This is a genomic window from Actinomyces urogenitalis DSM 15434, assembly GCF_000159035.1.
Classification (GTDB): Bacteria; Actinomycetota; Actinomycetes; order Actinomycetales; family Actinomycetaceae; genus Actinomyces; species Actinomyces urogenitalis.
On sequence record NZ_DS999576.1, the window covers coordinates 550,227 to 570,928 of the forward strand.

Consider the following 20,702-nt stretch of genomic DNA (forward strand, 5'->3'; position numbering starts at 1 on the left):
TCGGTCAGCGCCGCCAGGGCCGAGCAGGCCGTCGCTCCCGAGCCGAGGACGAAGGCCGTGCCGCCTCCTGCTGCCGCGGGCCCGGCAGTCTCACGCAGCGCCCCGACGATCCCGGCAACGTCGGTGTTGAAGGCCGCCAGCAGCGCCGGGCCCGTACCTGAGCGCTGAGCAACCACCGTATTGGCGGCCCCCACCGTCTGCGCCAGAGGATCGACGATGTCAACGAGAGTGAGCAGGCGCTGCTTGTGCGGCATCGTCACGCTCAGCCCCTCCCAGGTAGGAGCCTCGCCCGCCGGTGCCCCCAGCCGAGCCAAGAGCTCCTCCAGCTCACCCGGCGCGACCTCACGGCTGAGGTACTCCCAGTCCTCCAGGCCTAGGTCCTCATAGGCCGCTCGGTGCAGCACCGGTGACAGGGAGTGTGCGACCGGCTGACCGATGACGGCGGCGCGGTGCCTGACAGACATGGTCAGTTCCCGGCGCTGCTGGTCGACTGCCCCGAGCAGGTCTCGGCATGCTCCTGGCACCAGGCGGTCAGCTGCTCAGTGTTCTTCAGCTGCTCCTCGTGAGTGGCTGAGAAGAGCGTCTCTCCGGTGTCCAGGTTGACCGTGACGAAGTACAGCCAGTCACCGGCCGGAGGGTTGATGACGCCCTGGATCGCCTCCAGACCGGGGTTGGAGATCGGGCCGGGCGGCAGGCCCTCGTGCTGGTAGGTGTTGTACGGGTTGGAGGCGTCGGCGACCTCGTCCGCCGTCGGGATGCCTCCGGTACGTCCGAGCCCGTAGAGCACGGTGGAGTCCATCTGCAGCCTGCCCTTGGTCTCGCCGTCAGTGTCCGCCAGGCGGTTCTCGATCACCCGGGCCACCTGGCCGTAGTAGCTGGCCGAGGCGACCTCACGCTCGACGATCGAGGCCTTGATGAGCACGGTCTCGTAGTCGGAGGCCGCTACGCCCGCCGACTCCAGACGGGAGAGCGTCAGGCTCACCATCGCCCCCACGACGTCAGTCGCCGCCGCGTTCTCCGGCACGTCGTAGGTCGACGGCGCCAGCCAGCCCTCCACCTGGCCACCGGCGGCCTCAGGCAGACCGATACCTGAGGCGTCAGCGAAGGCGGCGTCGACCTCCTCGGAGGTGAAGCCGGCCACGGAGACCAGGCGGTCCTTGACCTGGGCCATGGTGTAGCCCTCGGGGATGGTCAGGGTGTGGTCCGATCGCGAGGCCGGGTCCAGCAGGGCCGCCACCGCGTTGGCAGCCGACATCTGCAGGCGCAGGGTGTAGGTGCCGGCCTGGATCTTGGAGGCGTTGGAGTTGGCGGCATAGGCGTCAGTGAAGGCTCCCACCGTAGCCACGACGCCGGCGTCCTTGAGGATCTGACCGATCTCGCCGCCGGAGGCGCCCTCAGGAATGGTCACGACCACCTCACCGGTACCGGCCCCGGTGTAGTCCGAGACCGTACCCGAGCCGCTGACCGCGCCCTTGACCACGTCCAGGGCCTGGTAGGCCACGAACCCGACGCCGGCCAGCACCAGGACGAGGACGAGGGTAGAGATGAGAGCGCGACGGCGACGCCGCCGACGCTGCTGGAGCCACTGCCGGCTGCGCTCACGCCGAGCGGAGCGGGTCTGACGCGGCGCAGGCGGCTGCGCCTCGCCCTCGCCCTCGCCCAAGGTGGCGAAGAAGTCGTCCTGGCTCATAGTCCACCTCTCTGGCTGGGCGTCACGGGCTCGCCTGCTGGCCGCCCCGTCCTGCGTTCGATCTCCAGGGCCTGCTCGAGGATAACGACAGCCGCGGCCTGGTCAACCACTGGTCGAAAGTCCTTGGCGTGCCGTCCTGAGCCGTGCAGGGCCTGGTGGGCACTGACCGTACTGAGTCGCTCGTCAACCAGGCGTACCGGAACCGGGCCGACGCGCGCCGCTAGCTGACGGGCCCAGCCACGCGCGTCACGGGTGGAGGCCGTGGAGCCGCCGCTGAGCTGGATCGGCAGGCCGACCACGACCTCAATCGCCTCGTAGTCCTCGACCAGGTCAGCCGCCTCCTCCAGATCGGCTCCGTAGCGGTCTCGGGTCAGTGTGCACTCTGGGACGGCCAGGATCGCGTCGGCGTCGCACCGGGCGACGCCGACGCGGGCCTTGCCGACGTCAAAGGCGAGTCTACTTCCCAAGCGCACAGGCACCGCCGATTCAGCCGGCCAGGGCGTGTGAGAGCGCGCGCAGCGCCTCGTCCAGGGCCGCCGCGTCCTGGCCGCCGCCCTGGGCCAGGTCCGGCTTACCGCCGCCACCACCGCCCAGGGTCTTGGCCGCCACCCGGACCAGGTCTCCGGCCTTCGCGCCCAGGTCTCGGGCGGCCCCGTTCGTCGCCACGATGACCAGCGGGCGCTCGCCGCTGACTCCGCCCACGGCCACGACCGCCGGCTCGCCCTCCCCCAGGCGCTGGCGCACGTCGAGCACGAGGCTGCGCAGGGCGTCGGCCGAGCCGACGCTGCCCAGATTGGCCGAAGCCAGGAGGTAGCCGCCCACACGCTCCGCTGAGTCAACGACCTCGGCGGCCTTGGCCACCATGGCCGCCTGCTCGGCTGCAGCGAGCTTCTTCTCGGCCTCCTTCAGTCGCGTCATGAGCGAGGCGATGCGCTCGGGCAGCTCGTCCGAGCGGCCACCGACGATGGCCGTGACCTGGGAGACCAGAGCGTGCTCCTTGGCCTGGAAGTCGTAGGCACCGTCACCCACGAGGGCGTCGATGCGTCGCACGCCCGAGCCGATGGAGGACTCTCCCAGCACCGCCACCCGGCCGATGTGGCCGGTGGAGGGCACGTGGGTACCGCCGCACAGCTCCTTGTCAAAGCCGTCACCGATGGTGACCACGCGGACCTCGGTGCCGTACTTCTCCCCGAACAGCGCAATGGCACCGGCCTGGCGAGCCTCGTCCAGGCTCATGACGTCGGTGCGTACCGTCAGGTCCTGGGCCAGCTTGTCATTGACCAGGGCCTCAATGTCGCCCACCTGGCCGGCCGACAGCGCCGAGCCGTGGCGGAAGTCAAAGCGCAGGCGGGACGGAGAGTTCTCGCTTCCGGCCTGGTCGGCATGCTCGTTGACCACCTGGCGCAGGCCCGCGTAGACCATGTGGGTCGCGGTGTGCGCCCGAGCGATCGCCAGGCGGCGGGCGGAGTCGATCTCAGCGTAGGCACGCTCACCCAACGCGATCGTGCCCTCGGTCAGTCGACCGCGGTGGACTGACAGGCCACGGATGGGAGCCTGGACGTCGACGACCTCGACGACGCCACCGTCAGCCAGGCGGATGACGCCCTGGTCGGCGAGCTGGCCACCCATCTCCGCGTAGAAGGGGGTGCGGTCCAGGACGACCTCGACCTCAGCGGGAGCCGTGACAGCGGGCTGTGGGACGCCGTCGACCAGCAGTCCGGTGACCACCGCCTCGGCGCTGGACTCGGTGTAGCCCAGGAAGGTGGAGCCACCACCCATCGCCTTCTCGATCTCCTGGAAGGCGCGGATGTCAGCGTGGCCCGCCTTCTTGGCGCGGGCGTCAGCGCGGGCCCGTTCCTTCTGCTCGGCCATGAGGTTGCGGAAGGCGAGCTCGTCGACCTCGACGCCCTGCTCGGCAGCCATCTCCAGGGTCAGGTCGATGGGGAAGCCGGAGGTGTCGTGCAGCTCGAAGGCCACCGAGCCGGGAACCACCGGCTTGGTCCCGGAGTCCTTGGCCTTCTCCTTGGCGGCGGCCACGGCCGTGTCCAGGATCGTCGTGCCGGCGGCCAGGGTACGGCGGAAGGCGTCCTCCTCGGCGTAGGCGACCTCGGAGATCTGCGCCCAGCCGGTCTCCAGCTCGGGGTAGGACAGCTTCATGACGTCCTTGGAGGCTGTCAGCAGGGTGGGCATCGCTGCGTCCTGCACGCCGAGCAGACGCATGGAGCGCACCGCGCGGCGGATGAGGCGACGCAGCACGTAGCCGCGGCCGTCGTTGCCCGGGCGCACGCCGTCGCCAATGAGCATGAGGGCGCTGCGGACGTGGTCGGCGACCACGCGCATGCGCACGTCGTCCTCGTAGGCCTGCCCCGCGCTAGGGCCGGCCGCTCCCAGGCCGTACTTCTTGCCGCTCATCGCCTCAGCAGCCGCGATGACGGGGTAGACCTCGTCGATCTCGTACATGTTGGGCTTGTCCTGCATGATGAAGGCCAGCCGCTCCAGGCCCGCACCGGTGTCAATGGCGGTCTGGTCGAGCTTGCCGACGAGCTCAAAGTCGTGGCCCTCGCCCTCCCCGCGCAGGAACTCATCGAAGACGAGGTTCCAGATCTCCAGGAAGCGGTCACCCTGAGCATCGGCCACCGGGCCGCCGTCCGGACCGTACTGGGCGCCGCGGTCGTAGTGGATCTCGCAGCAGGCACCGGCGGGGCCGGGCTGGCCGGTGGACCAGGAGATCTCCTCAAAGGGCAGCTTCTGGACGTGCTGCTGCGGCACACCGATCACCTTGGTCAGGTGGTTCCAGGAGACCTCGTCCTTCTCCCAGATCGTCATCCACAGCCGATCACCGTCCAGGCCGTACTTGCCCTCGGACTGGGGCCCGGTCAGCAGGTCCCAGGCGTAGGAGATGGCCCCCTCCTTGAAGTAGTCCCCGAAGGAGAAGTTGCCGTTCATCTGGAAGAAGGTGCCGTGACGCGTGGTGCGGCCGACGTTGTCGATGTCATTGGTGCGGATGCACTTCTGCACCGAGGCGGCGCGAGGCCACGGCGCCTGCTCCGTGCCCAGGATGTAGGGAATAAAGGGCACCATGCCGGCGACGGTGAAGAGGATGGAGGGCTCCGGGGAGACCAGCGAGACCGAGGGACGGATCTCGTGGCCCTGCGAGGCGAAGTAGTCCAGCCAGCGTGAGCGGATCTCGGAGGTGCGCATAGGAGTGTGCTCTGTTTCCTCAGTGGTACGAGTGTAAAAGACCAGGGCTGAGACTACCCCGGAAAACCGGAACGCCCCGAACCGGCCAGCGGTTCGGGGCGCCCGGCTGCGTCACGCGCGGGGCGTGATCAGCGCGAGTAGTACTCGACGACCATCTGGACGTCGCAGGTCACGGGGACCTCGTCGCGCTTGGGACGACGCACGAGCGTGGCCGAGAGCTTCTCCAGCTCGACGGTCAGGTACTCCGGGACGGCGGGCAGCACGTCGCGGTGTGTGCCAGCAGCGGCGATCTGGAAGGGGACCATGACCTGCGAACGCGGGCGAACCTGGATGGTCTGGCCGGGCTTGACGCGGAAGGAGGGACGGTCCACGACCTTGCCGTCGACCAGGATGTGACGGTGGACGACGTCCTGGCGGGCCTGGGCGATGGTGCGGGCGAAGCCGGCGCGCAGGACGAGGGCGTCCAGACGCATCTCCAGCAGCTCAACCAGGGACTCACCGGTCAGGCCCTTCTCGCGACGAGCCTCCTCGAAGACACGCTGGAGCTGAGCCTCGCGGATACCGTACTGGGCGCGCAGGCGCTGCTTCTCCTTCAGACGCACGGCGTAGTCGGACTCGGTGCGACGGCGGGCACGGCCGTGCTCACCGGGGCCGTAGGGGCGCTTCTCGAAGTAGCGCACGGCCTTGGGGGTCAGCGGGATGCCGAGGGCGCGGGACAGGCGCACCTGACGGCGGGAACGGGAGGAGCTCATAAGTCTCTTCTTCCTGTCGGATCGTGTCGCACGCCGGCAGCGGGTGCTTCCGGCGCGGGGTCAGCCTCGGAGGGCCAGGACCCCAGGAGCGCCAGCACGCACTCTCGCACGCACTGGCAACCCCGGCACTCTAGCGGTTGCTCGGCCCCGTCAGCGAGCCAGGACAGGCCGGTGTGAGGCGTTCCTCAGCCCTGCTGCGAGGCCCGGACACAGCGTCGGCTGCGCACGAGGGTGTGGACGACGACGGCGAGGAGGAACAGGCTGAAGGCCACGTTACCGGCCGCCGGGCTCAGGGCGGCCGCGCTGCTCACCCCCAGCGGCGCCGCTGCCACCGCGGCCACGCCCACGAGCAGGCTGGTCCTCAGGTCCACCATGTGGTGACGGGCGTTGGAGACCGTCCCAGCGATCCCGGTGGGGATCATGACCAGCAGGGAGGTGCCGCGCGCCAGGAGGTCGCCCACGCCGACCACGAGCTCCAGACCAGGGACGATGACGCTGCCACCGCCTACCCCCACCAGGCCTGAGAGCACACCCGCCACCACGCCCACCCCCACCAGGGCGACCACGCGCGCAGGGTCGAGCTCAAGCGCCGCCTGCCGCACCGGTACCCGCAGCTGCTGGGTGATGATGACCAGGGCCACGAAGCCGATGAGCGTCCACGGCAGGACACGTTCAGGAAGCCTGCGCAGCAGCCAGGTGCCGAGCTGCGCTCCCAGGAGCGAGCCGGCCACGAGGACGCCCGCCCCGACCACTGAGATCTCACCCCGGGCGGCGTAGGAGGCTGAGCCCACCGCCGCCGTCACCACGATCGCGGCCAGCGAGGTGGCCGCGGCCCGGCGCTGGTCCATGCCGAGCACGGCCATGAGGGCGGGCACGATGACCAGTCCCCCACCTACGCCGAACAGGCCGGACAGGAAGCCGGCCACGAGCCCGGTGGCCAGGGTCGCCACCACGCCTGGCAGCCAGCCCGGGCCGGTCAGCGCGCACCTCACGGGCGACCCAGGATCCGCCGCACGGCCTCCAGCCGAGCCGCCAGCTGCTTCTCGTGCCCGTGGGAGGTGGGTTCGTAGTAACGCGCGTGGGCCAGCTCCTCAGGCAGGTACTGCTGGGCGACGACGGCGTGAGGGAAGTCATGGGGGTAGAGATAGCCCTCCCCGTGGCCCAGCGCCTTGGCACCGGCGTAGTGGGCGTCGCGCAGATGGGGCGGCACCGCCCCGCCCTTGCCCGCTGACACGTCCGCCAGGGCCTGGGAGATACCCACCGTCACGGCATTGGACTTGGGCGCCGTAGCCACAGCCAGCGCCGCCTCGGCCAGGACCAGCTGGGCCTCCGGCATACCGATCAGCGTCACCGCCTGCTGCGCGGCCACCGCCGTGGTCAGCACCGAGGGGTCAGCCAGCCCGACGTCCTCGGCAGCGTGGATGGTGATGCGCCGGGCGATGTAGCGCGGGTCCTCCCCCGCCGCGATCATGCGCGCCAGGTAGTGCAGGGTCGCGTCCGGGTCCGAGCCCCGCATCGACTTGATGAAGGCGCTGATGACGTCATAGTGCTGGTCACCCTGGCGGTCGTAGCGCACCGCGGCCACGTCCGCGGCCTGCTCGACGTCGGTCAGCGTGATCACCGGGCGCGACTGGTCCTGGCCGGCCTCCTGGCTGCGCGAGAGCACCGCCCCGGCTGCCGCCTCCAGGACGGTGAGGGACTTGCGTGCGTCCGAGCCGGCCATGCGCACGACCTGCTCCCGGGCCTCCTCCTCGATACCCACGGCGTCGCCCAGGCCACGCTCGTCGACGAGCGCGCGGTCGACCACCTTGCCCACGTCCTGGGCAGACAGGGGATGAAGCGTCAGCAGTAAGGAGCGTGAGAGCAGGGGCGAGACCACCGAGAAGCTCGGGTTCTCCGTCGTGGCAGCCATGAGGGTGACCCAGCGGTTCTCCACGCTGGGCAGCAGGGCGTCCTGCTGAGAGCGGGAGAAGCGGTGGACCTCGTCCACAAAGAGCACCGTCTCCTCGCCGCTGGAGGCCAGCAGCCTCCTGGCCGCCTCGACCACGGCGCGCACGTCCTTGACCCCGGCGGTCACGGCGCTCAGCTCGACGAAACGGCGCCCCGATCCCCGGGCCACGAGGTAGGCCAGGGTGGTCTTTCCGGTTCCGGGAGGGCCCCACAGGATCACTGAGGACACCCCCGCGCCCGCCACACCGCCGTCGTCCGCCGGGCAGACCAGGCGCCGCAGCGGCGAGCCGGCGGTCAGCAGGTGCCCCTGGCCCACGAGCTCGTCGAGGGTACGCGGGCGCATCCGCACCGCCAGAGGGGCGTGCGGGTCCACGGGCAGGCCCACCTCGTCCCGCCCGGCGCTGTCAAACAGGTCCACAGGCCGAGCCTATCTCTCGTGGGACAATGACCTCATGCTCACCTGGCTCGCACGACGTCTCCTCAAGGACGCCTGGATCGTCGTCGCCGTCTGGGCCGCGCTCGCGGCCGTGCTCATGGTTCTGGCCCTGACCGGACTGGGCGGCAAAGGGCTCTTTGACCGCCTGGAGACCGACGCCGCCACCATCGGCGGCACCCAGTCGGCCCAGGGCGAGGAGATCATCTCGACCCTGACCGGGGACGCACAGACCGTCAGCCTCCTGGTCACCGGCGTCGACATCTCACAGGCCACGACCCAGCAGGCCGTGGCCACGGCGCTGGAGCCTGTCCACAAGGAGCTGGGGTCCCTGGTCGGCCAGACCAACGTCCTCGACCCCTTCGTCGTCCCCGGCATGCTCGACCAGCCGGCCGCCCGCGTCCTGGCCTCCAAGGACCTCGATGGCTTCCTTCTGGTCGTCACGGTCGACCCCAACGGCGAGGAGGTCTCCTCCCCCGACGACCAGGAGTACCAGGAGAAGGTCGCCGACATGGTCGAGCAGGTCGAGGCCCGCCTGGCCCAGGTTCCCGGCGAGCTGCGGTCGGTCAGCGCCACAGCCCAGGGCATCGTCTCCGATGACCACCTCATGTCCGCCGCGGTCAGCCAGCAGGTGGAGTCCGATCTCGTGCGCGGGGAGATGATCGCGCTGCCGGTGACCCTCGTGGTCATGGTGCTCGTCTTCGGCGGCTTCCTGGCGGCCGGGATGCCCATCCTGGGGGCCCTGTCCTCCATCGCAGGCTCCTTCGGCGTGCTGTGGATCGCCTCCACGCTCGTGGACCTGCAGTCCTTCGTCGTCAATATCGTCACCGTTATCGGCCTGGGCCTGTCGATCGACTACGCCCTGCTCATCACCTCGCGCTACCGCGAGGAGCTCGCACAGCCGGCTCAGGTGCCGCAGGAGAGCGCAGGTGCGGGCCAGGCCCGCCGCAACCGACGTCGTAGCCGTCGTAGCGGCCCGGTAGCCCAGGCCCTGACGACGACGATCACGACCGCCGGCCGTACCGTGCTGTTCTCGGGCCTGACCGTCGCCATCTCCCTGTTCTCGCTCCTGCTCATGGGCACCGACGTCCTGCGCTCGATCGCTGTGGCCTCGATCGCCGTCGTCCTCATCGCCGTCGCCGCGGCACTCACCCTCGTTCCCGCCGTCCTGGTGCTGGCGGGAGAGCGACTGGCTCGGCCCTCACCGCTGGGACGACTGCCGGTGCTGGGGACCTTGCAGCGCCACCTTGGCGACGTCACCCGCCAGGAGGGCTTCTTCTCACGCCTGGCGCGTGCGGTCCACCGGGTGCCCTGGCTCGTGCTGGGAGCCTGCCTCCTCATCCTGGTCGCCCTGGCGCTGCCGGTGCGCGGCATGCACCTGCTCACCTCCACCACCGAGCTGCTGCCCAGCGCCTCGCCCCAGCGCACCTACCTCACGGTCCTGCAGGAGGACTATCCCGCCACCCAGCAGCAGGACGCCACCCTCATCATCGCCGCGACCGGGCAGGAGGTGACCACCTTCATCAATGACCAGGTCGCTGCCGCCCCGGGAGTGGACTCGGTGCTCCAGTCCGCCACCGCCGGGCAGTACACCGTGGTCTACCTCGACCTGGCCGGAGACGGTACGCAGGCCTCCAGCGAGCGGGCCGTCCAGGCGGTGCGGGACCTGGCCGCCCCCGCCGACACCTGGGTGACCGGGCAGGCGGCCAGCCAGCTGGACTTCCGCTCCGCCGTGCTGGACGGCCTGCCCTGGGTGGTCGCCGTCATCGCCCTGGCAACCTTCGTGCTGCTCTTCCTCATGACCGGATCGGTGCTCGTCCCGTTCAAGGCTTTGGTCATCAACGCCCTGTCCCTGGCCGCCTCGATCGGGGTCCTCGTGTGGGTCTTCCAGGAGGGGCACCTGACCGGTCTGCTCGGCTTCACCCCGATCGGGGGTGTGGAGGCCTACGTCGTGGTCACCGCCGTCGGCGTCGGATTCGGGCTGGCTATGGACTACGAGGTCTTCATCCTGGCCCGGATCAAGGAGTACTGGGACGCCGGCTGCGACAACGACACCGCCGTCGAGCGCGGCCTGCAGCACTCAGGACGGATCGTCACCTCGGCGGCGCTGATCATGGTGCTGGTCTTCCTCGGCTTCGTGGGAGGCGACCTGCTCATCATCAAGCAGGTCGGGCTGGCGCTAGCCGTCATCGTGGCACTGGACGCCACGCTCGTGCGCATGCTGCTCGTGCCCGCCACGATGACCCTCCTGGGTCGGTGGAACTGGTGGGCGCCGCAGCCGATGCGCCGCCTCTACGAGCGCTACGGTATCCGGCACTGAGGCGGCCAGCGAGACAGTGCCCTTAGAGCAGGCTCACGTCCCCGGCGCCCTCGCGAGCGACCTCGGGGACGTCACTGGTCAGGTCCACCACCGTCGTCGGCTCGGTGGAGGTCACCGGCCCCTCGATGACGACGTCAATGAGGTGACCCAGGGCGTCCTCGATCTCCCAGCCGCTGGTCTCGGGCTCCTCGTTGCCGGGACGGATGAAGGTTGAGGACAGGATCGGGGCGCCGAAGCCGGCCACGAGCGCCTGGGTGATGGCGTGGTCAGGGATGCGCACGCCCAGCGTGTGCTTCTTGGGGTTGAGCGTCATCCGGGGGACCTCCTTGGTGCCCTTGAGGATGAAGGTCCACGGCCCCGGAGTCAGGCGCTTGATGAGGCGGAAGGCGTTGTTGCCCACGATCGCCAGCGGGCCGGCCTGGGCGAAGTCGGCGCACACGAAGGTGAAGTTGTGCTTGTCATCGAGCTGTCGGATGGCCCGGATGCGGTCCAGGCCCTCCTTGTTCCCCGGGGCGCAGGCCAGCGCGTAGCCGGAGTCCGTGGGGTAGGCGACCAGGCCGCCGTCGTGAAGCGTGTCCACGACCTTGGAGACCAGGCGTGCCTGCGGGTTGACCGGGTGGAGCTCGATGTAGCGCGACATGGCCCTATTGTGCTCCAGGTCTCGACGCCCGCGGGGCCGGACGGGGCCGACTCCCAGGACGACGGCGGCCGGCGGCTCACGCTCGTGCGTGGCCGCCGGCCGCGGTGCCGCCTCAGCCTGGGCGAGGCTGAGGCGTGAGTGCTCAGTCCGCCTTGGCCGCAGCCTTGGCGTCCTTGTCCTCAGGCACGGTGTCCACGCCGGCCTCCTTGCGCTGCTCGGGCGTGATGGGAGCAGGCGCGTCCGTCAGCGGGTCGTAGCCGCCACCGGACTTGGGGAAGGCGATGACGTCGCGGATGGAGTCGGCGTGGGTGAGCAGGGAGACGATGCGGTCCCAGCCGAAGGCGATGCCACCGTGGGGCGGGGCACCGAACTTGAAGGCGTCGAGCAGGAAGCCGAACTTCGCCTGCGCCTCCTCCTCACCGATCCCCATGACGTTGAAGACGCGCTTCTGGACGTCGTTGCGGTGGATACGGATCGAGCCGCCACCGATCTCGTTGCCGTTGCACACGATGTCGTAGGCGTAAGCCAGGGCGTGGCCCGGGTCCTTGTCAAAGGAGTCCAGCCACTCAGGCTTGGGCGAGGTGAAGGCGTGGTGGACGGCGGTCCAGGCGGACTTGCCCAGCGCCACGTCGCCCTCCGCCTTGGCCTCGGCCGAGGGCTTGAACAGGGGGGCGTCCACGACCCACACGAAGGACCAGGCGTCCTCGTCAATGAGGCCGCAGCGCTTGCCGATCTCCAGACGGGCCGCGCCCAGGAGGGCGCGCGAGGCGTCCACGCCGCCGGCGGCGAAGAAGATCGCGTCACCAGGCTTGGCGCCAGCGGCCTCGGCCAGGCCCGCACGCTCGGCCTCGGTGATGTTCTTGGCCACCGGGCCGCCCAGCTCCCCGTCCTCGGAGACGGTGACGTAGGCCAGGCCCTTGGCGCCACGCTGCTTGGCCCACTCCTGCCAGGCGTCAAAGGTGCGTCGGGACTGGGAGGCACCGCCCGGCATGACGACGGATCCGACGTACTCGTTCTGGAAGACGCGGAAGGTGGTGTCCTTGAAGTACTCGGTCAGGTCCGTCAGCTCCAGGCCGAAGCGCAGGTCCGGCTTGTCCGAGCCGTACTTCTCCATGGCGTCCTTGTACGTCATGTGCGGGATCGGAGTGGGCAGGTCGTAGCCGATGAGAGCCCAGACCTCCTTGAGGACGTCCTCGGCGACCTTGATGACGTCCTCCTGCTCGACGAAGGACATCTCGATGTCGAGCTGGGTGAACTCGGGCTGGCGGTCAGCGCGGAAGTCCTCGTCACGGTAGCAGCGGGCGATCTGGTAGTAGCGCTCCATCCCGGCCACCATGAGCAGCTGCTTGAACAGCTGGGGGCTCTGGGGCAGGGCGTACCAGGAGCCCGGCGCCAGACGCGCGGGCACGAGGAAGTCGCGTGCACCCTCAGGGGTGGAACGGGTGAGCGTCGGGGTCTCGATCTCGACGAAGTCGTGGCTGGCCAGCACCTTGCGCGCGGCCTGGGAGACCTGGGAGCGCAGGCGGATGGCGTGCTGCATGGAGGAGCGACGCAGGTCGAGGTAGCGGTACTTCAGTCGCGCCTCCTCCCCCACGCTTCCAGCATCCTCGGCGTGGTCGGAGACCTGGAAGGGCAGCGGGGCGGAGGGGTTGAGGATCTCGACGTCGGAGACGACGACCTCGATCTCGCCGGTGGGCAGGTTGGGGTTGGCGTTGCCCTCGGGGCGGGCACTGACCTCGCCGGTGACCTGAAGGACGTACTCGGCGCGCAGGTCGTGGGCGACCTCCTCGCGGATGACGACCTGGGCGATACCCGAGGCGTCACGCAGGTCGATGAAGGCGACCCCTCCGTGGTCACGGCGGCGGTCCACCCAGCCGGTGAGGGTGACGGTCTGGCCGATGTCGGTGCGACGCAGGCTTCCTGCGGTGCGGGTTCGCAGCACGGGTTGTGGTCCCTTCCGTTGGGGGGCGCATGGTTCCGGCGCCCGGCGGAGCGCACCGCGAGACGGGCGGGCGCTGAGGGTGATCCTAGCGCTCGGCCCTCCCACTGCCCGACAACGGACGGCGCCGCGGGCCAGGCTCAGCGCGCGAGCTGCGTGCGCAGCTGCCCGAAGACCTCAGTCATGGCGGTGATCGCGCCGTCGACCTGGGCAGCAAGCTGGGCCTGCGTGACGCCGGCGCCCCAGTCCACCCCGTACGCGGCACCCACACGCACGGCGTGCCCCTGCTGGTTCCAGAAGCAGGCGGGCATCGGGTGGCTGCGGTGGCCGGCTTCCAGCAAGTCACGTAGCGCGGCCAGGCCAGAGACCGGCAGGTCCAGCCCCAGGTCGCCGACGACTACCAGGGAGCTTCCACGGCCACCACGGACCATGAGGTGGAAGACGTCCTGTCCTCAGGGCAGCACGACGTCGCCGGCGGGCGTGACCTGGTAGGTCCAGGAACGAGATGCCAGCAGGTCCTGGACCCGCTGGCTGCTCGGCAGCGGCAGGACGCTGGTGGGCTCGGGCGCCGGCGGGTCCGCCACCGGCAGGGTTCCCAGACCGAGCTGACCGGCAGCCACGGAGAGCATCACGCTGAGGGTGTGGACGGCGTGGCCGACCTGGTAGGCCATCTGCTCAGCCGTCAGCCCGTCGGGATAGCGCACGCTGGTGCTCACTGCCAGGGCAAGCCGGGAGCCAGGCGCATGTGCACCGCGCCCGTCGCCCACGGAACCTCTCGGCGCCACTGGTCGACGACGCCTCAGACCTGAGCCTCCGGGTCCGCGGGCACGAGCGCCGGCAACTGAGCCTGTACCGACAGCGTGTCATGGCGGTCACCGTAGACCTGGAAGAAGCAGGGGCCGAAGGGCGAGTCCCAGATGAGGTCGCCCTCGCCATCGAAGCGGGCCTGCCAACCACGTTCAGACAGGATGCTCGCCAGGCCCACCGTAGACAGCGGCACCTGCGAGGACCCGTTGGTCGCAGTGATGCCGTAGCCCGGACCCTGGAAGTGCTCAGTCATCACCACTGGCTCTCGTTCAGGTTGTCGGCACGCAGTGCGAGCCGGCTCCGCACATCCGCGAAGGCGTCAGCGATCGTTCCCATCGCACAGGCCACCTGCTGCTCGAGCTGGCAGTCAGCCACCCCGTGCTCCCAGTCGACCATGTGGGAGGCGCCGACGGAGAAGGTCAGGGCGTCATCGTTCTCGCGCCAGAAGCAGGTGGGCCAGATGTGCTCGCGGTGCCAGTCCTCCAGCGCGAAGCGCACCTCATCCAGGCGCTCCAGGGGCAGGTCCTCAAGCATGTAACCCATGACGTTGAGCATCTCCCCGCTCTCGCCACGCACCATGAAAGTCAGCAGGTCATCGTCCCAGCGTCCTACCAGGTCGCCGTCACAGTCCGTCTCGTAGACCCAGCCGTGACGCTCGAGCAGCTCCTGCACACGCTCACGCGTGAGGGGACGCACCTGCTGGGCGTCCGGCGCGCTGGCAGCGCCAGAGTCCCGACGCCGCGCCCTGGAGAAGAGACCTCGCACGCCCCTCACCGTCCTAGCACCTCGTTGAGATCTGCGAACAGACCGTTGACCGTGGCGATCGCGCAGTCCACGTGCTGGGCCAGCTGGAGATCGCTCAGACCGTACTCGTAATCCACCGCGTGGCAGGCGAAGACCCGCACCTCGCCGTCGTCGTCAATCCGGTAGCACGCGGTGGGCCAGGCGCTGCGCCGGTGCGAGGTGTCCAGGACCGTGCGCACCTGCTCCAGGTGGCTGGCGTCGATGGTGCCTGGCAGCTGTGCCCAGATGCGCAGCACCTCCTGCTTCTGCCCACCCAGGTTGAAGTAGAAAGTAGCATCGTCCCATATCCCGCCCAGGTCGCCGTCGGAGTCGATGAAGTAGCGCCAGTCCCGCTCCTTGAACAGAGCAAGCAACCGGTCCTGGCTCAGTGGCGCGAGCACCTGCGATGAGTCCGCGCCTGCCCGCGGCGTCGGGTCAGGGCGCGAGAAGCGTGACAGAAGGCTCAAGGTAGGATCCCGGTGGCTGGTCGGCGCGAGCGCCGAGGTGGAAATGAGATGATGCTCACGCATCCTACAGGAGCACACGCACGGTTCAGGAATGCCTCACCTGGTGTCCGGCCTCACGTGTGACCTGAGGCGGTGCGGCGCGCCAGCCCTCGCCGTTTGGCTCCCGGCCCCGTAACCTTCGAGGCAGGAGCGATCCGTGCTGTCAGCCCCGTTCGGGTCCTGCACCGTCCCTGGAGGCGGGCAGGGACCCGTGAGTCTGTGCGTCAAGCCCGTCAGTCACCGCCGTCCATGGCCTGGTGCGGGGCGAGTGTGGTGGGTGCGGTGCGGCAAGAGGCTGGTCGAAGGGACCTGCCCCACACTCCGCGACCGGCCCCGACGGGCCACAGACGGGAACATCAATGAGTAGCACCACTGGGTCCACTGCATCTTCTGCCTCCTCGGGCCAGGGCGATCGCCCCCTGAGCCTGGACGACCTGTTCAACGCCGAGGTAGCCGGCGCCTCCTCCCAGACCCCGGACGAGGAGCTCGACAGCTTCGTCGAGTCCGAGGACGAGCCTGACGACGTCGACACCGCTGGCGAGCTGAACCTGCCCGAGAACGATCCCGAGGACGGCTCTGAGCCTGACGAGGACGACGCTGAGGGCGAGGAGCTGGAGGAGGACCAGGTCGACGGGCACCTGCCCTTCGCCCCCACCAGCGCCTCGGCGGCCTCCGCGGACGAGGCTGAGCAGGACGACGCCGCTGACCTCAAGCCTGAGGACGTCACCTTCGCCGATCTCGGCCTGCCTGCTGACCTGCTCAAGGCCGTGACCGACATGGGCTACGTCACCCCCACCGCGATCCAGCGCGAGGCGATCCCGGTCCTGCTGTCGGGCCGTGACGTCGTCGGCGTGGCCCAGACCGGCACCGGCAAGACCGCCGCCTTCGGCCTGCCGCTGCTCGACGCCGTCGACGCCCGTGACGGCGAGGTCCAGGCCCTGGTCCTGGCGCCCACCCGTGAGCTGGCCCTGCAGAGTGCCGAGGCCATCACGGACATGGCCTCACGCTCACGCGGGCTCGACGTCGTCGCCGTCTACGGTGGCGCCCCCTACGGCCCGCAGATCGGCGCCCTGAAGTCGGGCGCCCAGGTGGTCGTGGGTACCCCCGGGCGCGTCATCGACCTCATCGACAAGGGCGCCCTGCGCCTGGGCGCTGTGCGCTACTTCGTGCTTGACGAGGCTGACGAGATGCTGCGCATGGGCTTCGCCGAGGACGTGGAGACGATCGCCGCCTCCCTGCCTGCCGAGCGCCGGACGGCGCTGTTCTCTGCCACCATGCCCCCCGCCATCCAGGCGGTGGCCCGTCAGCACCTGAGCGACCCGGCACGGGTAGAGGTCTCGCGCCAGTCCTCGACCGTGGACACGGTCCACCAGACCTACGCCGTCGTGCCCTTCCGCCACAAGGTCGGCGCGGTCTCGCGAGTCCTGGCCACCACCGAGGCTGAGGCCGCCATCGTCTTCGTGCGCACCAAGTCCACGGCCGAGGACGTAGCCATCGAGCTGGCAGGCCGAGGGATCCAGGCCGCTGCGATCTCCGGCGACGTCCCCCAGCGTGAGCGCGAGCGCCTCGTCGAGCGCCTGCGCAGCGGCACCCTGGACGTGCTGGTGGCCACGGACGTGGCTGCACGTGGCCTGGACGTGGACCGTATCGGCCTGGTCGTCAACTTCGACGTACCTCGTGAGGCCGAGGCCTACGTCCACCGCATCGGCCGCACCGGCCGTGCCGGCCGCCACGGCGAGGCGGTCACCTTCCTCACCCCCAAGGAGAAGGGCAAGCTCCGCCAGATCGAGCGTCTGACGGGCACGAGGCTGGAGGAGATCACTCTGCCCTCCCCCGCTGACGTCTCACGCCACCGCGCGGCCACGCTGCTGGACAAGGCGGCGCAGCGCCACGAGCGCGGCCGGCTGGAGATGTACACCGAGATGGTCCAGGACAAGGCAGCCGAGCTGGAGATCGAGGTGAGCGACCTGGCGGCCACGCTGCTGGCCCTCGCCGTAGGCGACGCCGGTCCCAAGACCTGGCAGGAGCGCAAGGAGGAGCCGCGCCAGCGCGTGCGCCGCGAGGAGAACGTCGACTCCGAGGGCACCTTCGTCTCGGCCACATTCGAGGGCGGACGTGACCGTGGCGAGCGTGGGCGCGGCCGTGACCGGATCGAGGGCAAGCCTGGCGCCAGCCGCGGCGGGCGCCGTCACGAGGACGGCACCGGCACGGTCTACCGGGTCGAGGTCGGTCACCGCGACCGCGTGCTGCCCGGGGCGATCGTGGGCGCACTGGCCAACGAGGGAGGGATCTCCGGGTCGGATATCGGCAAGATCGACATCCTGCAGTCCTTCTCCCTGGTCGAGATCCACACACCGCTGAGCGACGAGCAGCTTCAGGCCATGGGACGGGCGACCTTCGGCGGCCGCGAGCTGCGGATCCACCCCGACCAGGGGCCGGGCCACGGCTGGGACGGAAGCGACAACGCTCCCTCCGAGCACAGCCAGCGCCGCGCTGAGCGTCCCCGCCGTGAGGACGGCGGACGCGGCGGCTACCGTTCCGACCGCTCTGAGCGCGGCCGGCGTNGACGAAGGACGTGGTGGCTACCGCTCCGAGCGCGCAGGCCGCGACGGCGGACGCGGCGGCTACCGCTCGGACCGCGGGCGTGACCGGGACCGCTGGTAAGCATCTTGACGACGGCGGCCGGCCCCAGCTGGGGCCGGCCGCCGTCGTGCTGCGTCACTGATCGCGCACAGGTCTAGCGGCGCTCCGGCGCGGCCAGCTCGGACAGCACACGCCTGACGTCCTCCCACCGGCTGACCTCGGCGCGCGCCGGTTCGACCACGCCTGAGCGCACGACGCCGTCCGTGGCCTCACGCAGCCTGCGCGCAGCACGCCGCTGGGCACGACGCGCCCCGGCACGTGCCAGGGCCCGTCCCAAGACCCAGGCCACCAGCCCGAGCACGACGCCGCCCACGAGCAGCACCGCCGGCCAGGGCACCAGGCCCCAGCGAGGCGGCTGCAGGTCCATCAGAAGCAGCATGCGCAGCAGGTGCGTGAGCCCCAGCCACGCGCCACCAGCCAGGGCCGTCCAGACCAAGGCCCACTGCAGGACGCTGGCCGCAGACCACCACCGCGGGGTTCGGGGCGCGATGAGCGGGGTGCGGCTCACCGCCACGTCCAGGTCCTCCAGGAGCGCCTCGGCACGCTCCTCACCGTGGCTGACGATCTCGTCGCGTGCGGGCTCGGGCAGGTGGGAAGCGAGCGCCGCGGACCACTGCCGAGCTGCGGTGCGCAGGCGGCCGCTGGCCGCGGGGCGGACAGGAGGCAAGGAGCTGCGGCCGATGACCTCGCTCCTGGGCGTGACGCCACGAGGCTGGCCGGTGGGCTGCCCAGCTCTTCCAGCGCTCAGGTGCAGGCCGCGTAGCGGGTCCTTACGCAGTCGCGCCACCCACCGCAGCGGTGGCCAGCCGACGTAGCCTGCGGCCTGCAGGACGAGGCTACGGCCGACGGCGCGCGTGACCGTCTCCACGCCCGCGGCCGCGGCCGCGGCGTCCTCCAGCTCAGCCAGAGCGGCCCGCTGGTCAGCCTCGCTGGCTCTCCCCTCCATCTCGCCTGGCCCGGCCACAGCCTGGCTGGCCGCGCGTGCCACCGTCCGCAGGTCCGCCTCCAGCCGGGCGCTCGCCGCTTCCCGACGCCCAGCGACCTGGCGGATCGTGTCACGCAGTTTCTCTACGCCCTGACCGGTGCGGGCACTGACGAGCACCGGCGCCACGGTGGCCCAGCCCTCGCCCGCCAACAGCTGGCTCAGGTGGCAGGCCAGCGCCGCCTGCTCGTCCTGGGTGAGCCGGTCGACCTGGTTGAGGACGACGACGCTGACCGCGCTGTGAGCGGCCATCGGCGCGAGAAAGCCGTGATGCACGACGCCGTCGGCGTACTTCTGCGGGTCCAGGACCCACACGAGCACGTCCACCATCCCGGCCAGACGCGCCGCGCTCGCGCGGTGAGACGGCTCGTCAGAGTCGATATCGGGCAGGTCCAGCAGGATCGTGCGCTCCCCCAGGTCCGCCGGCACCCAGGCCCGCTGAGTCACCTCCAGCCAGTCCAGGAGCTCGCTGGCCTCATCGGCCTGTGTGGGGGAAAGAGCGGCCAGCGGCGCCGTCGTCGTCGGGCGGCGAAGGGAGGCCTGGGCGACCTCGCTACCCAGGAGCGCGTTGAACAGGCTCGACTTGCCCGAGCCGGTGGCTCCCAGCAGGGCCACGACGCAGGACAGCGGGGCGAGGGCACGCCGCTGGCCGGCTCGTGTGAGCAGGTCATGGGCCGGGGCAAGGGCTACGGAAAGGGTGGGCTCGTCCAGCTCCTGGGCCAGGGTGACCGCCTGGTCCAGGGCGGCCAGCTTGTCCTGGAGGGTCTTGCTCATCGCCACTCCTGCACGGCTACCTCGACCCCTCTGACATGCTCGCGCAGGAGGCCGGACTCAGGTGCGCTGCTCGGCAGGGTCTTCAGGACGGCGCGCTGCTGCGTGGCAAGCAGCTCCTGGACCCGCCTCATGAGGTCGTCATAGGCACGCTTAGCCATCGTGCGCATCGCCTGGTCGCCGAAGACAGCCTCCAGCAGCCGCTGCGCCACCAAGGCGGTACCTCCCGCGATCCCGACCTCGGCGCCGCTCAGTCCGCCGGTGTGGGCGAAGACCAGCACCATGAGCGCCACGCCGACTCCTCCCACCCCGTAGGACAGGACACGCGCCGTCAGGCGTCTGTCCGTGCCCTCGGCACGCACCATCTCCAGCACACCAGCCTGCCAACCACGCACCAGCTCACCCGCGCGCTCGCGCAGGTCCTCCTCCCCTGCTCCCCACTGAGCCGCCTGGCCCGTGCGGCTGGGCAGGGTCCCCACGCGCCGCCAGGACCGGAGCGTCTGGCTGGCGGCCCCACCGGCCTCAGCCACGAGCAGGTCGACGACGCTGGACTCGATCGCCTCCCCCACCTGGGCGGCCGGGGTGGGTCTGCCCAGGAGCGCCGCCGAGACCCGGTCACGCAGCCGGGAGACCTGCCGCTCCAGCCCTCGCAGCCACTGGCCGGTTCCCACCAGGTCCTGCCACCGGGCCAGGACCTCACCGCGCAGGAGCGTTCCGTCAGACACGGCCTCGGCTACCCGCCGCCCGGCACGCTCATGGCAGGCCTGAGCCTCCTGCGCCAGCTCCTGGCGCTGTGTCTCCTGACTCTCCAGGGCGTCGCCAACATGGCTCGCCTGCGCCACGGCAGCCTCGAGCGCCCCGTGAACCGTGCGCCTGGCGACCTGACGGCGAGCCTGGGCGTCGGCGGCCAGTGACCACAGCCAGCTACGCACGGGCTCAACCTCGTCGGGGGCAAGCAGCCCGTCCCCGTCGCGAGCGGTCTCAGGGATGACAAAGACCGGGCAGTCCTCTAGGCCCGCGGCACCCAGCCGTGAGCGCAGGTCCTCCTCGACCTCCTGCGCCTGGGCCGGGACCCGGTTGAGGACCACCGCAACGGTGACGTCCCGCTGGGCCGCCTCACGCAGGTGCCGCCAGGGCACGGCGTCCGCGTAACGCGCGGCGGTGGTGACGAAGACCCACAGGTCCGCGCTGGCCAGCAGGGTGGCGGCCAAGGCGCGGTTGTCATCGACCACGGAGTCCACGTCCGGGGCGTCCAGCAGCGCGATGCCCGCCGGCAGCTGCGAGC

At 70.5% G+C, this 20,702-nt stretch carries 17 protein-coding genes and 1 pseudogene; 2 read left to right on the forward strand and 16 right to left on the reverse strand.

What is annotated here, in order from left to right; genetic code table 11:
• From HMPREF0058_RS10535 to HMPREF0058_RS10565, 7 genes are all read right to left on the reverse strand, one after another.
• A partial coding sequence (locus tag HMPREF0058_RS10535; RefSeq protein ID WP_006549781.1) for a shikimate dehydrogenase family protein occupies positions 1 to 464 on the reverse strand: 464 nt, incomplete at its 3' end.
• A 2-nt stretch (positions 465 to 466) separates the two neighbouring features.
• Positions 467 to 1,690, reverse strand: coding sequence for an endolytic transglycosylase MltG (gene mltG / locus HMPREF0058_RS10540; protein WP_006549782.1), 1,224 nt, complete (start codon positions 1,688 to 1,690; stop codon positions 467 to 469).
• Complete coding sequence (gene ruvX, locus HMPREF0058_RS10545) at positions 1,687 to 2,163, reverse strand: Holliday junction resolvase RuvX (protein ID WP_034235550.1); 477 nt, start codon at positions 2,161 to 2,163, stop codon at positions 1,687 to 1,689. The genes mltG and ruvX overlap by 4 nt, the downstream gene beginning before the upstream one ends.
• A 13-nt stretch (positions 2,164 to 2,176) precedes the next feature.
• Positions 2,177 to 4,891 carry an alanine--tRNA ligase gene (gene alaS / locus HMPREF0058_RS10550; protein ID WP_006549784.1) on the reverse strand — a complete coding sequence of 905 codons (2,715 nt, stop codon included), beginning with the start codon at positions 4,889 to 4,891 and terminating at the stop codon, positions 2,177 to 2,179.
• A 128-nt stretch (positions 4,892 to 5,019) separates the two neighbouring features.
• Positions 5,020 to 5,643 (reverse strand): 30S ribosomal protein S4, encoded by a 624-nt coding sequence (gene rpsD, locus HMPREF0058_RS10555; protein WP_006549785.1) that lies wholly within the window; start codon positions 5,641 to 5,643, stop codon positions 5,020 to 5,022.
• Positions 5,644 to 5,828: 185 nt separating this feature from the next.
• A complete protein-coding gene (locus HMPREF0058_RS10560) occupies positions 5,829 to 6,635 on the reverse strand; it encodes a sulfite exporter TauE/SafE family protein (RefSeq protein ID WP_006549786.1) in 807 nt (268 codons plus the stop codon).
• Positions 6,632 to 8,011: a replication-associated recombination protein A gene (locus HMPREF0058_RS10565; RefSeq protein ID WP_006549787.1), complete on the reverse strand. Its 1,380-nt coding sequence runs from the start codon at positions 8,009 to 8,011 to the stop codon at positions 6,632 to 6,634. The genes HMPREF0058_RS10560 and HMPREF0058_RS10565 overlap by 4 nt, the downstream gene beginning before the upstream one ends.
• 34 nt (positions 8,012 to 8,045) lie before the next feature.
• Between HMPREF0058_RS10565 and HMPREF0058_RS10570 the strand changes: the two genes are divergently transcribed.
• The gene (locus HMPREF0058_RS10570; protein WP_006549788.1) at positions 8,046 to 10,346 is read left to right on the forward strand and encodes an MMPL family transporter; all 2,301 of its coding nucleotides are present in this window, start codon (positions 8,046 to 8,048) and stop codon (positions 10,344 to 10,346) included.
• A gap of 22 nt (positions 10,347 to 10,368) precedes the next feature.
• Here the strand turns inward: HMPREF0058_RS10570 and HMPREF0058_RS10575 are convergent, their stop codons facing one another.
• From HMPREF0058_RS10575 to HMPREF0058_RS10605, 7 genes are all read right to left on the reverse strand, one after another.
• Positions 10,369 to 10,986 carry an L-threonylcarbamoyladenylate synthase gene (locus HMPREF0058_RS10575; RefSeq protein ID WP_006549789.1) on the reverse strand — a complete coding sequence of 206 codons (618 nt, stop codon included), beginning with the start codon at positions 10,984 to 10,986 and terminating at the stop codon, positions 10,369 to 10,371.
• 142 nt (positions 10,987 to 11,128) lie between these two features.
• Positions 11,129 to 12,928 carry an aspartate--tRNA ligase gene (gene aspS, locus HMPREF0058_RS10580; protein WP_006549791.1) on the reverse strand — a complete coding sequence of 600 codons (1,800 nt, stop codon included), beginning with the start codon at positions 12,926 to 12,928 and terminating at the stop codon, positions 11,129 to 11,131.
• Positions 12,929 to 13,065: 137 nt separating this feature from the next.
• Positions 13,066 to 13,356, reverse strand: coding sequence for a YbjN domain-containing protein (locus tag HMPREF0058_RS10585; protein WP_006549792.1), 291 nt, complete (start codon positions 13,354 to 13,356; stop codon positions 13,066 to 13,068).
• A 21-nt stretch (positions 13,357 to 13,377) separates the two neighbouring features.
• Positions 13,378 to 13,641, reverse strand: coding sequence for a hypothetical protein (locus tag HMPREF0058_RS10590; protein ID WP_006549793.1), 264 nt, complete (start codon positions 13,639 to 13,641; stop codon positions 13,378 to 13,380).
• Positions 13,642 to 13,724: 83 nt separating this feature from the next.
• Positions 13,725 to 13,985: a hypothetical protein gene (locus HMPREF0058_RS10595; RefSeq protein ID WP_006549794.1), complete on the reverse strand. Its 261-nt coding sequence runs from the start codon at positions 13,983 to 13,985 to the stop codon at positions 13,725 to 13,727.
• A complete protein-coding gene (locus HMPREF0058_RS10600; RefSeq protein ID WP_048780455.1) occupies positions 13,985 to 14,497 on the reverse strand; it encodes a type III secretion system chaperone family protein in 513 nt (170 codons plus the stop codon). Before HMPREF0058_RS10600 ends, HMPREF0058_RS10595 begins: the two co-directional genes overlap by 1 nt.
• A 5-nt stretch (positions 14,498 to 14,502) precedes the next feature.
• Complete coding sequence (locus HMPREF0058_RS10605; RefSeq protein ID WP_161800704.1) at positions 14,503 to 14,982, reverse strand: type III secretion system chaperone family protein; 480 nt, start codon at positions 14,980 to 14,982, stop codon at positions 14,503 to 14,505.
• Positions 14,983 to 15,380: 398 nt separating this feature from the next.
• Between HMPREF0058_RS10605 and HMPREF0058_RS10610 the strand changes: the two are divergent.
• A pseudogene (locus tag HMPREF0058_RS10610) lies at positions 15,381 to 17,682 on the forward strand (DEAD/DEAH box helicase); the annotation flags it as partial.
• A gap of 76 nt (positions 17,683 to 17,758) precedes the next feature.
• Here HMPREF0058_RS10610 and HMPREF0058_RS10615 read toward each other — a convergent pair.
• Together HMPREF0058_RS10615 and HMPREF0058_RS10620 are read right to left on the reverse strand one after the other, a co-directional pair.
• The gene (locus HMPREF0058_RS10615) at positions 17,759 to 19,420 is read right to left on the reverse strand and encodes a GTPase (protein ID WP_006549798.1); all 1,662 of its coding nucleotides are present in this window, start codon (positions 19,418 to 19,420) and stop codon (positions 17,759 to 17,761) included.
• A partial coding sequence (locus tag HMPREF0058_RS10620) for a hypothetical protein (protein ID WP_006549799.1) occupies positions 19,417 to 20,702 on the reverse strand: 1,286 nt, incomplete at its 5' end. The genes HMPREF0058_RS10615 and HMPREF0058_RS10620, both read right to left, overlap by 4 nt.

Excerpts from the sequence above, each read along its gene's own strand:
- mltG (WP_006549782.1), bottom strand. The coding sequence starts at position 1,690 with ATGAGCCAGGACGACTTCTTCGCCACCTTGGGCGAGGGCGAGGGCGAG.
- alaS (WP_006549784.1), bottom strand. The coding sequence starts at position 4,891 with ATGCGCACCTCCGAGATCCGCTCACGCTGGCTGGACTACTTCGCCTCG.
- rpsD (WP_006549785.1), bottom strand. The coding sequence starts at position 5,643 with ATGAGCTCCTCCCGTTCCCGCCGTCAGGTGCGCCTGTCCCGCGCCCTC.
- HMPREF0058_RS10570 (WP_006549788.1), top strand. The coding sequence starts at position 8,046 with ATGCTCACCTGGCTCGCACGACGTCTCCTCAAGGACGCCTGGATCGTC.
- HMPREF0058_RS10575 (WP_006549789.1), bottom strand. The coding sequence starts at position 10,986 with ATGTCGCGCTACATCGAGCTCCACCCGGTCAACCCGCAGGCACGCCTG.
- HMPREF0058_RS10585 (WP_006549792.1), bottom strand. The coding sequence starts at position 13,356 with ATGGTCCGTGGTGGCCGTGGAAGCTCCCTGGTAGTCGTCGGCGACCTG.
- HMPREF0058_RS10595 (WP_006549794.1), bottom strand. The coding sequence starts at position 13,985 with ATGACTGAGCACTTCCAGGGTCCGGGCTACGGCATCACTGCGACCAAC.
- HMPREF0058_RS10615 (WP_006549798.1), bottom strand. The coding sequence starts at position 19,420 with ATGAGCAAGACCCTCCAGGACAAGCTGGCCGCCCTGGACCAGGCGGTC.